The organism is Kribbella sp. NPDC004536, assembly GCF_042873835.1.
In the GTDB taxonomy this organism is placed as follows: domain Bacteria; phylum Actinomycetota; class Actinomycetes; order Propionibacteriales; family Kribbellaceae; genus Kribbella.
This window is the reverse complement of the sequence record NZ_JBIALY010000004.1, coordinates 470,978-489,726: the sequence shown is the minus strand read 5'-3', so window position 1 is coordinate 489,726 and position 18,749 is coordinate 470,978. Positions and strand designations below refer to the sequence as shown.

Annotated in this window: 18 protein-coding genes; 13 read left to right on the top strand and 5 right to left on the bottom strand. The window is 68.4% G+C overall.

Annotated elements, in window-relative coordinates:
* Window positions 1-90 precede the first annotated feature (90 nt).
* The 7 genes from ACFYRU_RS35550 to ACFYRU_RS35520 are packed head-to-tail and all read left to right on the top strand — an operon-like array spanning window position 91 to window position 8,042.
* Window positions 91-1,098, top strand: coding sequence for an ABC transporter permease (locus ACFYRU_RS35550; RefSeq protein ID WP_387667241.1), 1,008 nt, complete (start codon window positions 91-93; stop codon window positions 1,096-1,098).
* Window positions 1,091-1,930, top strand: a complete 840-nt coding sequence (locus ACFYRU_RS35545) for an ABC transporter permease (RefSeq protein ID WP_387667239.1) — start codon at window positions 1,091-1,093, stop codon at window positions 1,928-1,930. The genes ACFYRU_RS35550 and ACFYRU_RS35545 overlap by 8 nt, the downstream gene beginning before the upstream one ends.
* 14 nt (window positions 1,931-1,944) lie before the next feature.
* Window positions 1,945-3,513: an ABC transporter substrate-binding protein gene (locus tag ACFYRU_RS35540; protein ID WP_387667236.1), complete on the top strand. Its 1,569-nt coding sequence runs from the start codon at window positions 1,945-1,947 to the stop codon at window positions 3,511-3,513.
* Window positions 3,510-4,775, top strand: a complete 1,266-nt coding sequence (locus tag ACFYRU_RS35535; RefSeq protein ID WP_387667234.1) for a M20 family metallopeptidase — start codon at window positions 3,510-3,512, stop codon at window positions 4,773-4,775. The genes ACFYRU_RS35540 and ACFYRU_RS35535 overlap by 4 nt, the downstream gene beginning before the upstream one ends.
* Complete coding sequence (locus tag ACFYRU_RS35530) at window positions 4,768-6,429, top strand: ABC transporter ATP-binding protein (protein WP_387667231.1); 1,662 nt, start codon at window positions 4,768-4,770, stop codon at window positions 6,427-6,429. The genes ACFYRU_RS35535 and ACFYRU_RS35530 overlap by 8 nt, the downstream gene beginning before the upstream one ends.
* Window positions 6,426-7,085, top strand: coding sequence for an AroM family protein (locus ACFYRU_RS35525; RefSeq protein ID WP_387667228.1), 660 nt, complete (start codon window positions 6,426-6,428; stop codon window positions 7,083-7,085). The genes ACFYRU_RS35530 and ACFYRU_RS35525 overlap by 4 nt, the downstream gene beginning before the upstream one ends.
* Window positions 7,086-7,109: 24 nt before the next feature.
* Window positions 7,110-8,042 carry a DUF1177 domain-containing protein gene (locus ACFYRU_RS35520; RefSeq protein ID WP_387667226.1) on the top strand — a complete coding sequence of 311 codons (933 nt, stop codon included), beginning with the start codon at window positions 7,110-7,112 and terminating at the stop codon, window positions 8,040-8,042.
* Between the two features lie 17 nt (window positions 8,043-8,059).
* Here ACFYRU_RS35520 and ACFYRU_RS35515 read toward each other — a convergent pair whose 3' ends face one another.
* A complete protein-coding gene (locus ACFYRU_RS35515; protein ID WP_387667225.1) occupies window positions 8,060-8,446 on the bottom strand; it encodes a VOC family protein in 387 nt (128 codons plus the stop codon).
* A gap of 61 nt (window positions 8,447-8,507) precedes the next feature.
* Between ACFYRU_RS35515 and ACFYRU_RS35510 the strand changes: the two genes are divergently transcribed.
* The 5 genes from ACFYRU_RS35510 to ACFYRU_RS35490 are packed head-to-tail and all read left to right on the top strand — an operon-like array spanning window position 8,508 to window position 13,532.
* Complete coding sequence (locus ACFYRU_RS35510; protein ID WP_387667223.1) at window positions 8,508-8,837, top strand: YciI family protein; 330 nt, start codon at window positions 8,508-8,510, stop codon at window positions 8,835-8,837.
* On the top strand, window positions 8,834-10,018 hold the full coding sequence (locus ACFYRU_RS35505; RefSeq protein ID WP_387667221.1) for an RNA polymerase sigma factor: 1,185 nt from the start codon (window positions 8,834-8,836) through the stop codon (window positions 10,016-10,018). The genes ACFYRU_RS35510 and ACFYRU_RS35505 overlap by 4 nt, the downstream gene beginning before the upstream one ends.
* Window positions 10,019-10,062: 44 nt before the next feature.
* The gene (locus tag ACFYRU_RS35500; protein ID WP_387667219.1) at window positions 10,063-12,174 is read left to right on the top strand and encodes a hypothetical protein; all 2,112 of its coding nucleotides are present in this window, start codon (window positions 10,063-10,065) and stop codon (window positions 12,172-12,174) included.
* The gene (locus tag ACFYRU_RS35495) at window positions 12,167-12,865 is read left to right on the top strand and encodes a hypothetical protein (protein WP_387667217.1); all 699 of its coding nucleotides are present in this window, start codon (window positions 12,167-12,169) and stop codon (window positions 12,863-12,865) included. Before ACFYRU_RS35500 ends, ACFYRU_RS35495 begins: the two co-directional genes overlap by 8 nt.
* 37 nt (window positions 12,866-12,902) lie before the next feature.
* Window positions 12,903-13,532: a maleylpyruvate isomerase family mycothiol-dependent enzyme gene (locus ACFYRU_RS35490; RefSeq protein ID WP_387667214.1), complete on the top strand. Its 630-nt coding sequence runs from the start codon at window positions 12,903-12,905 to the stop codon at window positions 13,530-13,532.
* Window positions 13,533-13,553: 21 nt separating this feature from the next.
* Here ACFYRU_RS35490 and ACFYRU_RS35485 read toward each other — a convergent pair whose 3' ends face one another.
* A complete protein-coding gene (locus ACFYRU_RS35485) occupies window positions 13,554-15,038 on the bottom strand; it encodes a serine hydrolase domain-containing protein (protein ID WP_387667211.1) in 1,485 nt (494 codons plus the stop codon).
* 56 nt (window positions 15,039-15,094) lie between these two features.
* Here ACFYRU_RS35485 and ACFYRU_RS35480 point away from each other — a divergent pair, with 56 nt between their 5' ends.
* Window positions 15,095-15,634, top strand: a complete 540-nt coding sequence (locus ACFYRU_RS35480) for a hypothetical protein (RefSeq protein ID WP_387667209.1) — start codon at window positions 15,095-15,097, stop codon at window positions 15,632-15,634.
* Here ACFYRU_RS35480 and ACFYRU_RS35475 read toward each other — a convergent pair.
* Genes ACFYRU_RS35475 through ACFYRU_RS35465 form a run of 3 tightly spaced genes read right to left on the bottom strand, consistent with a single transcriptional unit; the run spans window position 15,568 to window position 18,712 of the window.
* Window positions 15,568-16,794 carry a class I SAM-dependent methyltransferase gene (locus ACFYRU_RS35475; RefSeq protein ID WP_387667207.1) on the bottom strand — a complete coding sequence of 409 codons (1,227 nt, stop codon included), beginning with the start codon at window positions 16,792-16,794 and terminating at the stop codon, window positions 15,568-15,570. The two genes, ACFYRU_RS35480 and ACFYRU_RS35475, sit on opposite strands and share 67 nt — an antisense overlap.
* Window positions 16,791-17,468 carry a DUF1365 domain-containing protein gene (locus ACFYRU_RS35470; protein WP_387667204.1) on the bottom strand — a complete coding sequence of 226 codons (678 nt, stop codon included), beginning with the start codon at window positions 17,466-17,468 and terminating at the stop codon, window positions 16,791-16,793. Before ACFYRU_RS35470 ends, ACFYRU_RS35475 begins: the two co-directional genes overlap by 4 nt.
* A complete protein-coding gene (locus ACFYRU_RS35465; protein WP_387667201.1) occupies window positions 17,465-18,712 on the bottom strand; it encodes an NAD(P)/FAD-dependent oxidoreductase in 1,248 nt (415 codons plus the stop codon). Before ACFYRU_RS35465 ends, ACFYRU_RS35470 begins: the two co-directional genes overlap by 4 nt.
* Window positions 18,713-18,749: the final 37 nt, after the last annotated feature.

Sequence of the window (18,749 nt, the reverse complement as noted above, 5' to 3'; positions counted from 1 at the left end):
CGGTAGCGCACTGGCCCGATTATCGAATTGGTCTCTCATATAACGGGAAGTCGTTGCAGATGCCGCGGCTTGTCCCTGACTCTCTTCGGCATGAACCTCGTCCTGCGCCGTCTCGCCGCGATGGTGCCCGCGCTGCTCGGCGTCGTGGTGTGCATCTTCGTGCTCACCCGGGTGCTGCCCGGCGACCCGGCCCGGACGCTGGCCGGCGAGCAGGCCGACCCGAGCGTGGTGGCCAAGATCCGTACCGACATGGGTCTCGACCGGCCGCTGCACGTCCAGTTGGTCCGGTACTTCTCCGACCTGCTGCACGGCAACCTCGGGTTCGCCTGGCACACGGGCCACAGCGTGGCCTCCGACTTCGCCTCCCGGTTGCCCGCGACCGTCGAGCTCGCGCTGGTGGCGCTGCTGATCGCGCTGCTGGCCGGTATCCCGCTCGGTGTGATCAGCGCGACCCGCCGTGACCGTCCGGTCGACCACGCGGGCCGGGTGTTCTCGCTGCTCGGTGCGTCGATGCCGCTGTTCTGGCTAGGGCTGATGGTGATCGTGGTCTTCTACAACAAGCTCGGCTGGGCACCCGCGCCGCTCGGCCGGGTCGCCGAGGGCGTCAACCCGCCGACCCACATCACCGGCCTGTACATCGTCGACTCGCTGATGACCGGTGACCTGGTCGCGCTGAGGTCGTCGCTGTCGCACATCATCTGGCCGGCGCTCTGCCTGGCCACCGGCAGTACGGCGATCATCGCGCGGATGACACGGTCCGCGATGCTCGAGGTGATCGGCCAGGACTACGTCCGTACGGCGGTGTCGAAAGGTCTCAAGCCGTCGATCGTCACGCTCAAGCACGCGCTGAAGAACGCCGCGCCGGTGATCGTCACGGTCTCCGGGCTGCAGTTCGGGCAGCTGATGGGCGGCGCCGTGATCACCGAGACGGTCTTCACCTGGCCGGGCATCGGTTCGTACGTCGTCCAGTCCGTGCTGGCCACCGACTACGCGCCGGTGCAGGCCTTCACGCTGGTCGCCGCCGTCGTCTACCTGGCGGCGAACCTCGTCGTCGACCTCGTCAACGCCCGCCTCGACCCGAGGATCGCCGATGCCTGACACCACTTTCCGCCTGCTGCTGCGTAACCGTCTCGCGGTCGTCGGTCTCGTCTTCATCGCGATCTGGACGCTCGGCGCCCTGTTGTCCGGTCTGTCCCCGTACGGCGCGACGCAGCCGGGCGCGGGTGGTCTTCTCCAGGGACCGACGCTCGCGCACCCGTTCGGTACCGACAACTTCGGCCGCGACCTGCTCACCCGCGTGCTGGCCGGTGGCCGGATCTCGCTCTGGACCGGGCTGATCGCGATCGCGATCTCGCTCGCCGTCGGCGTACCGCTCGGCGCCTTCGCCGGGTTCGTCCGCGGCCGGGCCGGCGGGCTGGTGATGCGGCTGATGGACATGCTGCTGGCGTTCCCGTCGCTGGTCCTGGCGATGGCGATCGCGGCCGCCCTCGGGCCCGGCATGGTCAGCGCGATGGTTGCCGTCGGCATCGTCGGGATCCCGGAGTTCGCCCGGATCGTGCACGGTCAGGTGCTGTCGCTGCGGGAACGGGACTTCGTCGAGGCCGGGCACGCGATCGGCCTGCCCGGCGGCAGCATCCTGGTCCGGCACATCGTCCCGAACGCGCTCGCGCCGATCCTGGTCCGGGCCACCCTCGGGATGGGCTACGCGATCCTCACCGCCGCGTCGCTCAGCTTCATCGGCCTCGGCGCCCAGCCACCGGACCCCGAATGGGGCGTGCTGATCTCCGACGGCCGCGGCTACATCATCAGCGGCGAGTGGTGGATGACCACCTTCCCCGGCCTCGCGATCGCGACCTCGATCCTCGGCTTCAACCTGCTCGGCGACGGCCTCCGGGACGTCCTCGACCCGCGCCTGCGGACCAGCAAATGACAAGGAGACCGCGCATGAAGCGGACAATTCTCGCCTTCGCCACGGCGACGGCCCTCGCGGTTTCCGGCTGCGCCGCGAACGCGAACAGCAGCGGTGCCGCGAAGGAGGACGCCGGCGACACCCTGGTCGCGGCGTACTCCGAGGGCGGCAAGACGCTCGACCCCGCAGAGGCCAACGACGTCACGTCCGACACCTTCGTGACGGCCGCGTACGACCAGCTGGTCACGTACGGCCGTACCGAGGTGAACGGGAAGTCGCAGGCGAAGACCGACGAGATCAAGCCGATGCTGGCCGAGTCCTGGCAGGCGAACGCGGCGAGTACGTCGTACACGTTCAAGCTGCGCACCGACGCGAAGTTCCAGGACGGTACGGCGGTCGACGCGGACGCGGTGGTGAAGTCGTTCGACCACATCAAGGCGTCCAGCTCGGCGAGCTTCCTCTACAAGATGGCGGGGATCGCGAAGGTCACCAAGGTCGACGAGCACACCGTACGGATCGACCTGACCGCACCGAACCACCTGTTCCTGCAGATCCTGCCGATGTACTCGTTCTCGATCGTCGACATGGACCAGGTGGCGAAGAACGGCGGCGTGAAGTGGCTGGCCACCAACACGGCCGGCTCCGGTCCGTACAAGCTCACCAAGTGGGACCCGTCGACCGAGGCGACGATGGCCCGCAACGACGCGTACTGGGGTGACAAGCCGAAGCTCCGTCAGGTGGACGTGAAGTTCATCGCGGAGGCGTCGAACCGGGTCCAGCTGCTCCGCAAGGGGGAGGTCGGCCTGGCCCTGGAGGTACCGCCGAAAGACGTGCAGTCGCTGAAGAGCGCCGACGGTGTCGTGATCGACTCGCGGGCCAGCAACAAGATCCTGTTCTTCGCGATGAACAACAAGATCAAGCCGTTCGACGACCCGCGGGTCCGGCAGGCCGTGTCGTACGCGATCCCGTACGACAAGCTGCTGAACGACGTGATGAAGGGCGAGGCGTCGCCGATGAAGTCGGCTGTTGCCAGCTCGACACCGGGCTTCACCGACGCCGGCTACACGTACACGCACGACCTGGACAAGGCCCGTGCGTTGCTGGCGCAGGCCGGTCTGTCCAAGGGCTTCAGCTTCGACTTCACGCTCGGCTCCGGCTTCGACGACTGGAACGACGACGCCGTTCTGATCCAGGCCGAGCTGGCCAAGATCGGCGTGAAGATGAACATCAAGAAGATGGCCCGGCCGCAGTTCCTCGAAGCGCTCGACACGCGGCAGGTGCAGTCGTACATCACGCGCTGGACGTCGTTCGTGAACGACCCCGGCTACCACCTCGGGCTGCTGCTCACCAGCCAGGGTTCGAGCAACTACGCGAACTTCTCCGACCCGGTCGTGGACAAGTCCTGGCAGCAGGCGGCGACCGAACCGGACGCAGCCAAGCGGAACAAGCTGTACGGCGTCGCGCAGCAGGAGATCAACACGAAGGCACCGTGGGCGTACCTGTACGAGTACAACATCGTGGTCGCGCACCGCGCCGGCCTCGACGGCTACACGTCGTACCCCGACGGCATCGTCCGCTTCTTCCAGCTGAGCGTGACCAAGTGAGCTGGGAGACGAAGGTCCTCGCCGAGCTCGAGTCGACGACGGACGAACTGATCCAACTGGCCGGCGACCTGATCCGGATCCCTAGTGAGAACCCGCCGGGCGACTGCACCGAAGTGGGCGAGTTCATCGCGGCGGTACTGCGGAAGGCGGGCGTCGAGACCGAGATCCTCGACGCCGGCGACGGCCGCCTGAATGTCGTGTCCCACCAGGGCCGGGCGGGCGATCGTCATCTGGTGCTGGCCGGCCACTCGGACGTCGTACCGGTCGGGGACGTCAGCCGCTGGAGCTTCCCGCCGTTCGCCGGTGATGTGGTCGACGGGTACCTCCGCGGCCGCGGCGCCAGCGACATGAAGGCAGGCCTGGCCGGCATCATCCACACGTACGTCGTACTGCACCGGCTCGGTGTACCGCTGAACGGGCGGCTGTCGCTGGCCGCCGTACCGGACGAGGAGGTCGGCGGGCCGCTCGGCGCGGACTGGCTGCTCGACCAGGGCGTACTGGACGGCGCGACCGGCGCGGTGATCGCGGAGCCGGCCGAGCGGACGCATCCGACGATCGGGCAGAAGGGCAGTAACTGGTTCCGGCTGACGATCTCTGGTCGTCCCGGCCACGGGAGCCTGCAGCCGTTGCACGGCACCAACGCGAATCTTCAAGCAGCAAAGGCGATCCTCGCGTTGCAGGGCCTGTGGGAGATGGTGCCGGACGCGCCGGCCGACGTACGCGAGCTGATCGCGCGGTCGCAGCTGTTCGCCGAGGAGCGCGAGGGGTACGCGCCCGGGATCGGCGCAGTGTTCGACCATGTGACGATCAACGTCGGGAAGATCACCGGCGGGTCGGCGACGAATGTGGTCGCGGACAGCTGCGTCGTGGAGTTCGACACCCAGGTCCCGATCGGGCTGAGCCGCGCGCAGGTGCTGGCGCGCGTCGACGAGCTGCTCGCCGAGGCCGGTGTCGAGGCCGTGGTCGAGCCGCTCGGGTTCCGCAGCGAACCGAACTGGACGCGCCCGGACGACCCGATCGTGGTCGAGCTGGTCGACGTACTGAGTGAGCTCACCGGCGAGCAGGCCGAAGGTGTGCTGCAGTGGGCGTCGTCGGACGCGCGAACGTTCCGCAGCCACGGCATCCCGGTCCTGCAGTACGGCCCGGCGGAGTTGTCGACGATCCACGGTTTCGACGAGCGCGCACCGGTCGCGGACGTCGTTCTCGCGGCCAAGACGTACGCGCTGACCGCACTTCGGTATCTCGGTGTCGCGGATGAGTGACCTGTTGACCGTCGACAACCTGACCGTCCGGATCGACACGTCGCGCGGTCCGATCACCCCGGTCCGGGACGTCAGCCTGCGGATCCCGCGCGGCCGGATGCTCGGGCTGGTGGGGGAGTCGGGCAGCGGCAAGAGCGTCACCGCGATGACGATCACCCGGTTGCTGCCGCGGCGGTCGGTGCACGTGACCGGCGGGCGAATCGAGTTCGACGGCCGCGACCTGACGAACCTGTCGGAGCGGTCGCTGCGGGCCGTGCGCGGCAAGGAGATCGCGACGATCTTCCAGGAGCCGATGACCGCGCTGAACCCGGTGCTGACGATCGCCGACCAGGTCACCGAGCCGCTGCGGGTACACCTCGGGATGTCCCGGCGGCAGGCGGCGAACCGGGCGGCCGAGCTGCTCGGCATGGTCGGTCTCCGCGACCCCGCCCGGGTGCTGCGGGACTACCCGCACCAGCTGTCCGGTGGGATGCGGCAGCGGGTGATGATCGCGATGGCGATGTCCTGCGAGCCCAAGCTGCTGATCGCGGACGAGCCGACGACCGCGCTCGACGTCACCACCCAGCTGCAGATCCTCGAACTGGTGATGGACCTGCAGGAGCAGCACGGCACGTCCGTCCTGCTGATCACGCACGACCTCGGGGTCGTCGCGCAGACGTGCGACGAGGTCACGGTGATGCACGACGGCCAGGTCCAGGAGACCGCGCCGGTCGAGCAGCTCTTCGAGACACCGCAGGCCGAGTACACGAAGCGGCTGCTCAGCTTCCTGCCCTCGCACCGCCCGCGCGCACGGCCGTCCCGCCCGGCTGATCAGCCGCCGTTGCTCGAGGTGTCCGACCTGGTCAAGGTGTTCCCCGGCCGCCGTCGTACCGGCCCGGTGACCGCGGTCGACGGCGTCAGCTTCAGCGTCGCGCCCGGCCGGACACTCGCGATCGTCGGCGAGTCAGGGTCGGGCAAGTCGACGACCGGTCGCGCGCTGCTCCGGTTGCACGAGCCGACGTCCGGGACCGTGACGTTCGACGGCGTCGATCTGCTCGGGTTGTCCGCCGAGGAGCTGCGCCGGATGCGGTCCCGGATGCAGATCGTCTTCCAGGACACGTACGCCTCGCTGGATCCGCGCTGGACGATCGGCCGCACGCTGGCCGAGCCGCTGCGGCTGCACACGGGCCTCGACGCGTCCGGGATCCAGGACCGGCTGGTCGAGGTGATGGAGCTGGTCGGGCTGGAGGCGGATCACCTGGAGCGGTTCCCGCACGAGTTCTCCGGTGGACAGCGGCAGCGGATCGGGATCGCCCGCGCGTTGCTGCTCGACCCGTCGCTGGTGGTCTGCGACGAGCCGGTGTCCGCGCTGGACGTCTCGGTGCAGGCACAGGTCCTGGAGTTGCTCCGGGACCTGCAGGAACGGCTCGGGCTGGCGTACGTGTTCATCTCGCACGACCTGTCCGTGGTCCGGCTGGTCGCCGACGACGTGATCGTGATGAGCCGCGGCAAGGTCGTCGAGCGCGGCACCGTCGACGAGGTCTTCGCCGCGCCGCAACACCCGTACACCAAGGCGTTGCTGGCCGCGGTCCCGGCGCCGGACCCGCGGGCGCGGCTCGATCGGGCGCAGCGCCGCGAACTCGTCGAAGCCGGAACGAAGGAGGCGGTCGGGTGACCGTACTGGGTGTTGTGACGATCGGGCAGTCGCCGCGCAGCGACATGTTCCCGGAGCTGCTGCAGTGGCTGCCGTCCTCGGTCGAGGTACGTCAGCGTGGTGCCCTCGACGGCCTGAGTACGGCGGACATCGCCGCGCTCGCCCCGGCGCCGGACGACGAGACGCTGACGACCAGGCTGCGGGACGGGTCGTCCGTCGTGATCGGACGGGCCGGGATCCTGTCACGGCTGCAGGCGGCGATCGACATCCTCGAGGCGGGCGGTGCGGACGTCGTACTGGTCGTCTGCACCGGGGAGTTCCCCGCGTTCCGCCACAGCCGGCCGTTGTTGCTGGCCGGGCCATTGCTGACCGCAGGATTGACCGCGATCGCGGGCGACTCGCTCGTCGGTGTGGTGTGCCCGCTGGCGGAGCAGGAGCAGCAGACGTACGAGAAGTTCCCGCAGCACATCAAGGTCGCGTGGGCCACGCCCTACCAGCCCGGCCTGACCGAACTGGAGACCGCGGCGCAGAAGCTCGCCGCGGAGGGCGTACAGCTGCTGGTCCTCGACTGCATGGGCTACACGCAGGCGCACCGCGAGGCGGCTGCGGCCGCGTCTGGTCTGCCTGTGGTCCTGGCCCGTTCGGTCGTGGCGCGCCTTACCGCAGAACTCTGCTGAGCAATCTACTGAGGAGATACAGCTATGCCATGGCGTGAAGTCCTTGACCTGTACGACCTGCTCGACGACGCGTCGGCGTCCGGGGAGTCGGTCGCGGCCTGGTTGCGGAAGTGCGGCGTCGACGACGTCAGCGTGACCACCGTGCAGGGCGACAGGGGCAGTACGGACTTCGTCCGCGCGGTGATCCCGGGCAGTTCGGGCCGGACCGCCGGCGGCGCGGCACCGACGCTCGGCGTGATCGGGCGGCTCGGTGGTCTCGGCGCGCGGCCGGAGCGGATCGGGTTCGTATCGGACGGCGACGGGGCGCTGGTGGCGCTCGCCGTCGCGGCCAAGCTCGGGTCGATGTCGCGCCGCGGCGACCGGTTGCCGGGCGACGTGATCGTCGCGACGCACGTCTGCCCGGACGCGCCGACCCGGCCGCACGACCCGGTGCCGTTCATGGACTCGCCGGTGGACGTCGGCGCGATGAACGCGCACGAGGTCGAGGACGCGATGGACGCCGTCCTGTCGGTGGACACCACGAAGGGCAACCGGATCGTCAACCACCACGGCTTCGCGATCTCGCCGACGGTCAAGGAGGGCTGGATCCTCCGGGTCAGCGAGGACCTGCTCGAGCTCGCGTCCCAGGTCACCGGGCGGCTGCCGGCCGTACTGCCGCTGACCATGCAGGACATCACGCCGTACGGGAACGACGTGTACCACGTGAACTCGATCCTGCAGCCGTGTACGGCGACCAGCGCGCCGGTGGTCGGTGTCGCGATCACCACCGAGACCGCCGTACCGGGGTGTGGGACCGGGGCGACCGACCTGGCCGCCGTCGAGTCGGCCGCCCGGTTCTGTGTCGAGGCCGCGAAAAGCTACGGCGCCGGGACCTGCGCGCTGTTCGACCCGGCCGACTTCGACCGGCTCACCACCCGCTACGGCTCGATGCGGCACCTGCAGACGATGGGCGGTTAGGCCCTTTCTCTGCGCGTCTAGGCGCTCTGCCAGAGGCCCAGGACGTTGCCCTCCGGGTCTTTGAAGTAGGCGGCGAAGCCCATGTCGCCGACCGGGAGTTTCTCGCCGACCTTCTCGCCGCCGAGGCTCTCGATCGTCTTCCAGGCGGCGTCGATGTCGGGTACGTCGATCGTCAGCACCGGCCGGGTGAGGTCGGCGTTGACGGTGCTGCGCTGGAACATCCCGCCGTTGATGAAGCCCGGTTCGGCCGGCATCTGCTGCTCGTTCACCGGCCCGGTGGACACCATCGTGTAGTTCAGTTCGGGCAGCTCCATCAGGTTCCACCCGAACGCCTCGCGGTAGAACGCCCGCGCTCGCTCACCGTCGTCGTACGGCACCTCGAAGTGCACGATCCGGCCAGTCATCGGCTGTCCTTCCCCCAAACGGTTCCCTTGCGGCCGACGCTAGACCTGCGAGGATGAGGCCGTGAAGTACCTGCTGATGATTGCCGGTGACGAGTCCGCGGCGGCGCATGCCGACGACGGTTGCGGTGGGTGGACCGAGGAGATGGAAGCGCGCGGCGTGGTCGCGGGCGGGGCCGGGTTGCGGCCGCCGGACGAGGCGACCACGGTCCGGGTCCGCGACGGCGACGTGCTGCTCACCGACGGTCCGTTCGCGGAGACGAAGGAGCAGATCGGCGGCTTCGTGCTGATCGACTGTGCCGACCTGGACGAGGCGATCGAGATCGCGGCGAAGCACCCGGCGGCCGGGTACGGAACGATCGAGATCCGGCCCGTGTTCGAGCCGCCGGTGTGACGTTCGAGGAGATCTACCGGCAGGAGTGGGGCCAGGTGGTCGCCACTCTGATCCGGTTGACCGGCGACTGGCAGCTGGCCGAGGAGTGCGCGCAGGAGGCCTTCGCGGCGGCGTTCCAGCGGTGGCCTTCCGACGGCGTACCGGACCGCCCTGGAGCGTGGCTGACGACGACGGCACGCAACCGTGCGATCGACTGGCTGCGCCGCGAGGCCGTGGGCGCGGCCAAGCTGCAGGAGATCGCTGCGCTCGGCGTTGAGCAGCAGGAGCCGCCGTACGACGTACCGGACGACCGGCTGCGATTGATGTACACGTGCTGCCATCCCGCGCTCGCCATGGAGGCACGTGTAGCGCTGACGTTGCGGACACTGGCCGGTCTAAGTACGGCAGAGATCGCCCGGGCGTTCTTGGTACCGGAAACGACCATGTCGAAGCGGCTGACCCGGGCGAAGCAGAAGATCCAGCACGCCGGCATCCCGTACCGCGTACCGCCCGCCCACCTCCTGCCCGAGCGCACTCCGGCGGTACTCGCAGTGCTGTACCTCCTCTTCAACGAGGGGTACTCCGATGCCGTACGACGCCAGCTCACCACTGAGGCGATCCGCCTGGCCCGGCTGCTCGTCCAACTGATGCCGGACGAACCAGAGGCCGCCGGACTCCTCGCACTGATGCTGTTCCACGATGCGCGCCGGGAGACCAGGCTGGCACCGGACGGAGCCCTGGTCACCCTGGACGACCAGGACCGCACCAGGTGGGACCACGCCCAGATCGCTGAGGCCGTGGACGTCCTGGACTCCGCACTGCACCTCGCAGAGCACGGCCCGTACCAGATCCAGGCGGCCATCGCGGCCTGCCACGCAACAGCCCGCACTGCTGCAGACACCGACTGGCATCAGATCGCCGGTCTGTACTCCCAGCTGCCACAAACACCAGTCGTCGCACTCAACCGAGCTGTAGCGATCGGCATGGCAGACGGCCCAGCTCTCGGGCTGCGCCTGGTCGACGAGTTGGGTGCCGCCGAGCTGAGCGGCTACCACCTGCTTCCGGCGACCCGCGCGGACTTCCTGCGCCGTCTTGACCGTCGTACCGAAGCCGCTGAGGCCTACCGCGAGGCCCTGGCGCTGGCCACGACCGAGGCCGAGCGCCTGTATCTGGAGAAGCGTCTGGCTGATGCGCTCATTTGAAATGCCTTCCCGCGCGTACTGTGGACTGTGGGGGAGGGGGCAACATGGTGGGGGAGACAGATTGGGCTGTGATCGGCGGCGAGTTCAGCCGCCGGGAGCTGACCGCACTGACGAAGTCACTCGAAGGCAACGTGGCGCTGCGCGAGACCGTCGATCGTGCGCTGGCCGGTGACCGTGCCGTTGACTTCCAGCACGCCTGGACAACGGCCGGCCGGCAGCCGGGCGCGACGCTCGTACTGGCCGCGTACGTGTACGCGCGCTGCCAGGAAGCGTGGGAGCTGACCGGCGACTACGGCAGGATCAGGGCAACGATCGAGAGCGCCCGGGCCGGCTGGGACGAGTGCACCAGACCGGGCGGTTGGGAGGATGAGGCGACAGAGCTGTTCCTGCAGCACGTCGCGTCGCTGCCCGACTGCATGGACGCCGAGGGAGCGGTCAACTGCTCCTGCCCGATCGCACTGGAGGCGCACGCCGCCGCGGTGTCCGAGACGAACGCCGCGATTCTTCAGTCGATCAGGGGCCTCGAACAACCAGCTGCCGAGAGCTTCGTGCAGTTCTTGTCCGAGATCGTCGAGAAGCACTTCGTGACGTACGACGCGATCGCTGCAGTGGCACACAGTGTGCTGGGCTGGCTCATGGAAGGCCCTGCCGCTGCCGGCCAGATCGAAGCGTGCATGGCGCGGCTGGAGAAGGCAGAGTCCAGCCCGTTGCTGGCCGACGACGTGTACGCATCAGAGCTGCGAGCACACCGGTACGCATTGCAGAGCTTGGTCGAGAGCACGCCGGGCGACCTGACGATCGGTGAGGCCCGCTTCGTCTACTGCTATCCGTTCGCCGCTCCTGCGCGTATCCGCTGGGAGGAGCTTGCGAACGCGAGCCTGCTGGCCGGTGGGCAGGTTCAGTTGGTCGACGAGCTGCACCTGTCGGACATCTGGAACAGCGAGATCTACCAGGGCTTGGTGGTGACGCTGCCACCGATCAACGTCCGGACGACCGCGGGCATCGACCTGCGGCACACGGTCGAGCTGCGGCTGAGTAAGTTCGGCAACCACTACCTGCGGATCGAGCACAACAGCGAGGAGCTCGGACTGCACGAGATCTACCAGGGGCTGCGGCGGGCGTCGCACATGATGGGCGACGAGGTGGTCACCTGGCTCGACGGCGGCGACCGGCACTGGCCACGGCTGGACGAGTTCGCGGCGACAGTGCTCGCCGATCTCGCCCAGCAGGTCGACGCCGAGGACCCCGGCGAATGGGACGCGGACCTCAGCAAGAACTTCAACGTCGTACTGGAGATCCGGCAGGCGAGCCTGCGCAGCGCGGACGGCGCCGAGCGGGAGGCGACCGGGCAGGACATCGTCGACGTGGCCGGTCGGCTCGTACTGAACCCTGTGACCGGCTACGCGACCGCGCTGGAGGAGTGGACCCGGCGGCCGATGCCGGCCAAGGTACGGAACCTCAGCGGCGACCAGGGCTACGAGACCGACCTGATCGCGCGTACTGACAACACGACGCTGGTAGTGCTGCCGGGTAGTCCGAGCTGGGTCTATCTCGGTCAGGAGGAGAAGGTCGAGTTCGTTGCCTCGCTTCCCCCGTTGATGCAGCGGTGGCGCCGCGACCTGCGGACGATGAAGGAGAAGGTCGAGGAGTCACTGAGTTCGCCGGCGAAGCAGAACCAGCGCGGGCAGGTGGAGACGGACCGGATGGAGCTGGCCAGACAAGTGGCCGACCTGCGTTTCTGCCTCGATCAGCTGCACAGCAACGCGTTGTGCCGCCCCGCCGTGCACCGGCGGTTGGTCGACCGCCTGTACGAGGCGGCCGGGCTGCTGCGTTACGAGAAGGAACTCGAGGCCGAGATCCGTGAGGTCCAGGCGCTCTACGAGCTGGTCGCGGCGCACCTGAGCGTTGTCGAGGAACAGAAGGCACGCGAGGAGGAGATCCGGACGAGCAAGTACCAGCGGAGCATCCAGGTGATCCTGGGAGTGCTGGCAGCGCTGTCGCTCGTCGGTCTGATCGAGGCGATCAACCAGTTCGTCGAGGCTCCGCGCTCGGACCGAGTGCCGCTGGTGGCAGCAGCCGCCGAGCTGGGCGTCGTCGCACTGGCCGCTGCCGCGATCGCGCTGACGTTCGGGTTCATGGGCCGCCCACATGACTGACAAGCCCGTGGTGGACTACGTGGACTCGTGGCTGTTGTCACCGGAGCAGCTGGCGAGTCTGTACGACGACGTGCTCAACCCGAGCTTTCCTGTCGACGAACTGATGCCACGCGAAGGGCTGCTGACCCGGCTGGCTCAGCAGGACAGTGGCGTGTGCTGCCGTGCCGCGGTCGACCCGGCCGGGCGCGTCCTGGCCGCGATCATCGCCGACACGTACTCCCGTGTGCTTCTGCTGTCGTACCTGGCCGTTCTACCGGAGTTCCGTGACCGCGGGGTCGGCTCCGGGCTCGCGCGGGACGCCGTGCCGCGGTGGATCGCTCGGTACCGCCCCGCGCTTGCCCTGGCGGAAGTGGAGGATCCACGCGGCCCTGCGGACGCCGACGCCGGGCATGGGGACGCGGACGCGCGGATGCGGTTGTACGAGGGCCTCGGCGGGCTGATCCTTCCGCTGCCGTACGTCCAGCCTGCCCTGTCCGAGGGGGCCGAGCGGGTCCGCAACCTGCTGCTGATGGTGTTCTACGCGCACACCGAGCGGATCGGGGCCGACCTGCTGGTTGGGTTCTTGACGGACTACTTCACCAGTTGTGAGGGCAGGACTCCGACGGATGCGGAGTTCACCGGGCTGATCACCGCGTGCCGCCGTACCGACGGCGTACCGCTGCTGAAACCGTCCGAATATCTCTCGGTCTGAGGTGTCTGTCCCGGCGGAACCCGTTCGTCGGTCGGGTATGACGGAGATCAGAAGTGCTGTAGCAGGCGAGCGGACCGACCTCGCGGAGATCCTGGGCGGGCTGCCGGCGGCGGACTGGGACCGGCCCACGTTGTGCGCCGGCTGGCGGGTGCGGGAGGTGGTCGCGCACATCACGATGGCGTACCGGGTCCGGCCGCCGCGGTTCGTCGCCGGGATGATCCGGGCCGGGGGCAACTTCAACCGGTACGCCGACCGGCAGGCACGGCAGGACGCGGCGACGCTGACGTCCGCGGAGCTCGTCGACTGTCTCCGGCAGAACGTCGGCCATCCGTGGAAGCCCCCGGGCGGTGGCTTCGAGGGCGCGCTGTCGCACGACGTGATCCACGGGCTCGACATGACGATTGCCCTGGGCATCGATCGCCAGGTGCCGCACGAGCGCCTGGAGTACGTCCTCGGCGCGCTGCAGCCGCGGCACGTGAAGTACTTCGGCGTGAACCTGACCGACGTACGGTTGCAGGCCACCGACCTGTCCTGGACCTTCGGTAGCGGCGCACCGCTGACCGGGACGGCTCAGGACCTGCTCATGGTCCTGAGCGGCCGCCACCTCCCGCCGGGCCACCTCTCAGGTCAGGCCGCCGACCGCTTCACCGCGGGAGTACCCCGATGATCATCAGCCTCCCGATACGGACTAGAGCACGCGGTGGCTGAATGCCTTTGCCTGGCGGACGCCCGCGGGGTGGAAGCGGAAGAGGCGCCCGCCGTACCGCAGCCACTCGACCTTGCCCGTGGTGCCACGGACGAAGTTCGCGCGGGTGTGGGTGGAGGTGCCGTCCGGGTTGAGAGCCAGTACGAAGTCCTTGCGGTAGAAGGCGAACCGGAACATCGGCTGTCCACCCACACTCGCCACCAGCTCGCCGTCGTCGGCCGTGACATCCAGACCGATCTCCTCCGGCTTACCGTCGAAGCCGATCTGCTGGGCTACGTACGTGCCCACGTACTCGCTTGGCCTGGTTACCGGACGGGGTACGGCGAGCAGGTTGTTGAGTCCTGCGAACTCCTGCAACGCCCAGTCGTCAGCGAACAGCTCAGCCAGCAGCGTCGGCCCGCTTTCGGAGTTGGTGAGCAGGGTGATCGCGAAGTCCCGCTGCGGTACGAACAGGAACCCGGAGTGCTGGCCGGACCAGTCACCACCGTGCTGCACCACAGTCGGTCCCTGCGCTGTAGGCCGCAGCATCCAGCTGACACCGACACCGTTGAGCTCTACGAACAGAGTGCCGCCAGGACCAGGGTGTGACTGCATGGCGAGCCTGATGCGGTCACTGAGCACCTGGGGGATACCACGGTGTCCTAGGTGGAACCGTGCGTACCGCAGCTGGTCCCGTGCGCTCGAGATCAGCCCGCCTGCTGCATGGAGGCTCCGGGGCATCGCGTCGAACGACGGCTCGACCACAGCCTTCCCGTTGACGACGTTGTGCGACGCAGCGACGCTGAACCCCTCCAGCTCGCTCCGGAAGAACCTGCTGTGCGCCAGCCCGAGCGGATCGATCAGCAGCTCGCGTACGGCGGTCTCGTACGGCTTCCCGTACACGGTCTCCAGCACGCGTCCCGCAACGCCGAGGGCCGCGTTGTTGTACGAGAACACCTTCCCCAGCGGCGTGAGCTGCGGGACCTTCGTCAGGTCGGCGACGTACTTCGCGAGTGCGTCGTCGCCGTCCCCGGTGTCCTCGAAGTAGTCGCCCTGCCAGCCGGCCGAGTGGTTCAGCAGCTGCCGTACGGTGACCCGCGCCGCGACCGACGGATCCGCGGTCGCGAAGTCCGGCAAGTACGCGCGAACCGGCCGCTCCAGACTGATCCGGCCCTGCTCGACGAGTCGCATGATCGCGGTCGCGGTGAACGTCTTGGACGTCGAGCCGATCCGGAACACGGTGTCCGCGGACACCGGCTCGTTGGTGTCGACGCTGGTCACGCCGAAGCCGCGGACGTACTCGCGGCCGCGGTACCAGACGCCGAGCCCGGCGCCGGGGATCGCGTAGTCGGCCATCCCCGCCTCGATCTTTTCCGCCAGCCGGCCGATCGCGGCGGGTTCCCGGATGGCGGTGGCGGACGTGGGCAGCGCCGAGAGCGTGGGGAGCACGGCGGCTGACTTGAGCACGGTACGACGGGTGAGCGGCACGGCAATCTCCTCGGGCGAACAGGCGAATGCTTCCAGTCCAGCTATTATTACCAGATATGGGATCAAAGGAAGGGCCGACCCCGGTCATCGACGTCCTGCTGCACCCGATCCGCTGGCGTATCGCGCAGCGGGTGCTGGGTCGTGAGGTGACCACGACAGACCTCAAGCGCGACCTGCCGGACATCCCCACCACGACGCTGTACCGGCACGTCGCCGCGCTGATCGACGCCGGCTACCTGACGGTCGTCCGCGAACGAAAAGTCCGAGGCACCACCGAACGCACCCTCAGCCTGGACCAGACCAAGGTCGGCCGGATCGACGAGCGCGAAGCGCGCGCGATGACCCCCGACCAACACCGCCAGGCCTTCCTGATGATGCTGACCCGCCTGGCCGCCGACTTCGACCGCGTGGTCGAGAGCGGAGACCTGTACCCGCGAATGAACCAACTTGGCTACTCCCAGCTGGCCATGTACCTCAGCCCGGAGGACATGGCCGACTTCCGCGCCCGCTTCGCCGAACTGATCGAGCCCTACCTGGCCGAGGCCCCTGGCAAGGACCGCGTCGTACTCTCGATGTTCTCGCTACCGGACAGCTGATCCTTGGCGATCAGCCGCAACTGTCCGACGTCCAGGTACCCGGAGGCGAAACCGGCCTCGCTGTACGCCAGGTAGAACTCCCACGTCCGCCGGAACGTCTCGTCGAACCCCTCCGCCCGGATGGCCGGCCAGTTGGTGTCGAAGTTCCGCCGCCACCGCCGGAGCGTCTCGGCGTAGTCCGCACCGAACCGGTGGTCGTCCTCGACCACCAACCCGGTGTAGTGCGCCAGCGTCTCGTCGATCGCGGTCCGCGACGGGATCAAACCGCCGGGGAAGATGTACTTCTGAATCCAGCCGTACGAGTTCCGGGTCGCGAGCATCCGCTCGTGGTCCATCAGAATCGCCTGCAGCGCGACGGACCCACCCGGTGCGAGCAACCGGTCCAGCGCGCGGAAGTACTCCGGCCAGTACTCAGCTCCGACGGCCTCGATCATCTCCACGCTGACGATGGCATCGTACGAGCCGGTCACTGCTCGGTAGTCCTGCAGCCGCAGGTCGACGCGGTTGGTCAACCCGGCGTCGGCCACACGCTTCTGCGCCAGCTGCAACTGCTCGGTCGACAACGTGATGCCGGTGACCTGTGCGCCGCGCCGGGCCGCGGTGATCGCCAACGCACCCCAGCCGATCCCGATCTCCAGCAGCCTGGTGCCGGCGCCGACGCCCGCCTGGTCGAGAATGCGCTCGACCTTGTGGCGCTGCGCTTCCTCCAGGTCCTGACCGGCGTACTCGAACAAAGCCGAGCTGTACGTCATGCCTGGGTCGAGGAAGGCGGCGAAGAGCGCGTTGCTGAGGTCGTAGTGCGCGCTGATGTTGCTCCGGGCACCTGTTGGGGTGTTGCGCTGCCTGCGCGGCATCCGCTCGTCCACCAGCCGTCTGAACTTCAGCAGCGGCCGTGGAACGAGCTGTGCGACGCGGGCCGCGAACGGCGTCAGCAGCTCGCCCAGATCGGTGCCCTCACCGGCCGTCCAGTCACCCGCCTGATACGCCTCGCCCAGACCGATCTTGGGACTACGGGCGATGCGTTCGAACATCGCGTCCGGTCGGACGATCCGCAGCTCCGGTCCACCGCGGCCGCGGACCGTACCGTCCGGGTAGACCGCACGTACGGGCACTTGATCGAGCATCCTGTCGACGATCAGCCGCGCGATGCGCGCCCTCATCGCTTGACCAATGGGAGTCGTCTCGCCCACAGCCAGACGCCGTGCAGGCGGATGAGGGTCGACACTCGCTGTGGCATCAACGGCATCCGTAGGGCAGCCGACAGCACAGCCCGGTGGGTAGCAGGTCGCGGTACGCCGTCGAAGCTCGCTGCGAACACCGTGCGTTCGTCCTGCGACAGGGCGACCTGCACCTTGACGCGTTCACGGTCCAGCTCGAAGGACAGGCGGTAGCTGCCCGACACGTCGTAGAACGGCGACACGTAGAACTCCTTGGCAGTACTGGCGCTGCCGTGCTCGTCCGGGCGAAGCAGGTATGCATGCCGTTCGCCGTACGTGTTGTGGACCTCGGCGACGACGTACGGGCCGTCCAGGCACCAGTAGACGGTGAGGGGGTCGAAGACGTGACCCAGTACGCGCGCGTTGGCCAGCATGACAGCGCGGCCGTCGTACGGGATCCCGTTGTCGGCCAGGTAACGCCTGAGGTCCAGGTGGTCGCGTTGGTCGAAGCGGGCGAGCGGACGTAGGTACCAAGGCAGCCGTGGTACGTCGTCCAGATCCACCAGCCACTGGTACGCGCGGTGCCTGAAGGCGTGCCGTACCGGGCCGAACCGTGCGTGTCGGACGAGGCCGGTGACGATCGCCGGGAGTGGGGGGACCTCTCCGACGACCGTCACCAGCGGACCCCGAAGGACTCGGCCGCCGCGACGCCCGCGCGGCAGCCGTCCTCGTGGAAACCCCAGCCGTGGTACGCCCCCGCTAGCGCGACCCGACCGGTGTTGAGGCCTGCCAGCCGGTTCTGTGCGGCGACAGCCTCCGGGGTGTAGATGGGGTGCCGGTAGTCCATCCGTGCGATCACCTTTGCCGGATCGACCGTCTCGGCACCGTTCAGCGTCACCAGGTACGTCTCGTCGGTCTCCAGTCCTTGCAGCCGGTTCATCCAGTAGGTCGTCAGCGGTGCACCTGGATGCACCACGTAGTTCCACGAGGCTCGGGCGTTCTTCGTTCTGGGGAGCAACGACGCGTCGGTGTGCAGGACCGTCTCGTTGCGGCTGTACTCGAACGGGCCGAGTACTGCCTTCTCCTCCGGTGTCGCATCGGCCAGTAGCGCAAGCGCCTGGTCGGCGTGGGTGGCCAGGACGACTCGGTCGAAGTCCAGGGTGTTGCCGCCGGCAACGGTCACCGTGACACCGTCCGGGTGCCGCTGGACGGACCGCACCGGCTGACCAGCCCGTACTGCGTCGAGGCGGTCCGCCACGGCCTCGACGTACGTGCGAGAACCGCCTGTGACGGTCAGCCATTGAGGGGAACCGCCGACCGAGAGCATGCCGTGGTGGTCGAGGAACCGGAACAAGTAGCGAGCTGGGTACGTCAAGGCCGAGCTGCCGCCGCAGGACCACACGCAGGACACCACGGGGACGGCGTAGAGACGGATGAAGGCTGGGCTGAAGCGGTCGGCCTCCAGGAACTCCCCGAACGTTGTCAGGTCGTCCTCTGAACCTGCTGCGACCCAGGCGGCCGCACGACGATGAAAGCGGCGTACCTCGGTCAGGAGCTTCCAGAACGACACGTCGGCGAACCGGCGGCGCTGTGCGAACAGTCCGGTCACCCCACGGCCGCCGGCGAACTCCAGGCCGCTCGACGGGTCGCTGATGCTCATGCTCATCTCGGTCGGCTGTGTCCGTACGCCCAGCTCGCTGAACAGCCGGCTGAGCAGGGGATAGGTGGTGGTGTTGTGGACGATGAAGCCGGTGTCGACCGCCAGCCGGCGGCCCGCCGGGTCGGTCAGGCCGTGCGTGTGGGCATGGCCGCCGAGGCGCGGCTCGGCCTCGAAGAGGGTGACGTCGAAGCGGCGGGCGAGCAGATAGCCGGCGGTCAGGCCGGACACGCCGGCGCCGATCACAGCCACGGATTCGGTCATCGAATGGTCTCCAGGCTGTCGAAGGTTCGTCTAGAGA

What these genes read in the sequence shown, in the direction of transcription:
- ACFYRU_RS35550 (WP_387667241.1), top strand. Translation starts at nt 91, where the DNA reads ATGAACCTCGTCCTGCGCCGTCTCGCCGCGATGGTGCCCGCGCTGCTC.
- ACFYRU_RS35545 (WP_387667239.1), top strand. Translation starts at nt 1,091, where the DNA reads ATGCCTGACACCACTTTCCGCCTGCTGCTGCGTAACCGTCTCGCGGTC.
- ACFYRU_RS35540 (WP_387667236.1), top strand. Translation starts at nt 1,945, where the DNA reads ATGAAGCGGACAATTCTCGCCTTCGCCACGGCGACGGCCCTCGCGGTT.
- ACFYRU_RS35530 (WP_387667231.1), top strand. Translation starts at nt 4,768, where the DNA reads ATGAGTGACCTGTTGACCGTCGACAACCTGACCGTCCGGATCGACACG.
- ACFYRU_RS35520 (WP_387667226.1), top strand. Translation starts at nt 7,110, where the DNA reads ATGCCATGGCGTGAAGTCCTTGACCTGTACGACCTGCTCGACGACGCG.
- ACFYRU_RS35515 (WP_387667225.1), bottom strand. Translation starts at nt 8,446, where the DNA reads ATGACTGGCCGGATCGTGCACTTCGAGGTGCCGTACGACGACGGTGAG.
- ACFYRU_RS35500 (WP_387667219.1), top strand. Translation starts at nt 10,063, where the DNA reads ATGGTGGGGGAGACAGATTGGGCTGTGATCGGCGGCGAGTTCAGCCGC.
- ACFYRU_RS35495 (WP_387667217.1), top strand. Translation starts at nt 12,167, where the DNA reads ATGACTGACAAGCCCGTGGTGGACTACGTGGACTCGTGGCTGTTGTCA.
- ACFYRU_RS35490 (WP_387667214.1), top strand. Translation starts at nt 12,903, where the DNA reads ATGACGGAGATCAGAAGTGCTGTAGCAGGCGAGCGGACCGACCTCGCG.
- ACFYRU_RS35480 (WP_387667209.1), top strand. Translation starts at nt 15,095, where the DNA reads ATGGGATCAAAGGAAGGGCCGACCCCGGTCATCGACGTCCTGCTGCAC.
- ACFYRU_RS35475 (WP_387667207.1), bottom strand. Translation starts at nt 16,794, where the DNA reads ATGAGGGCGCGCATCGCGCGGCTGATCGTCGACAGGATGCTCGATCAA.
- ACFYRU_RS35465 (WP_387667201.1), bottom strand. Translation starts at nt 18,712, where the DNA reads ATGACCGAATCCGTGGCTGTGATCGGCGCCGGCGTGTCCGGCCTGACC.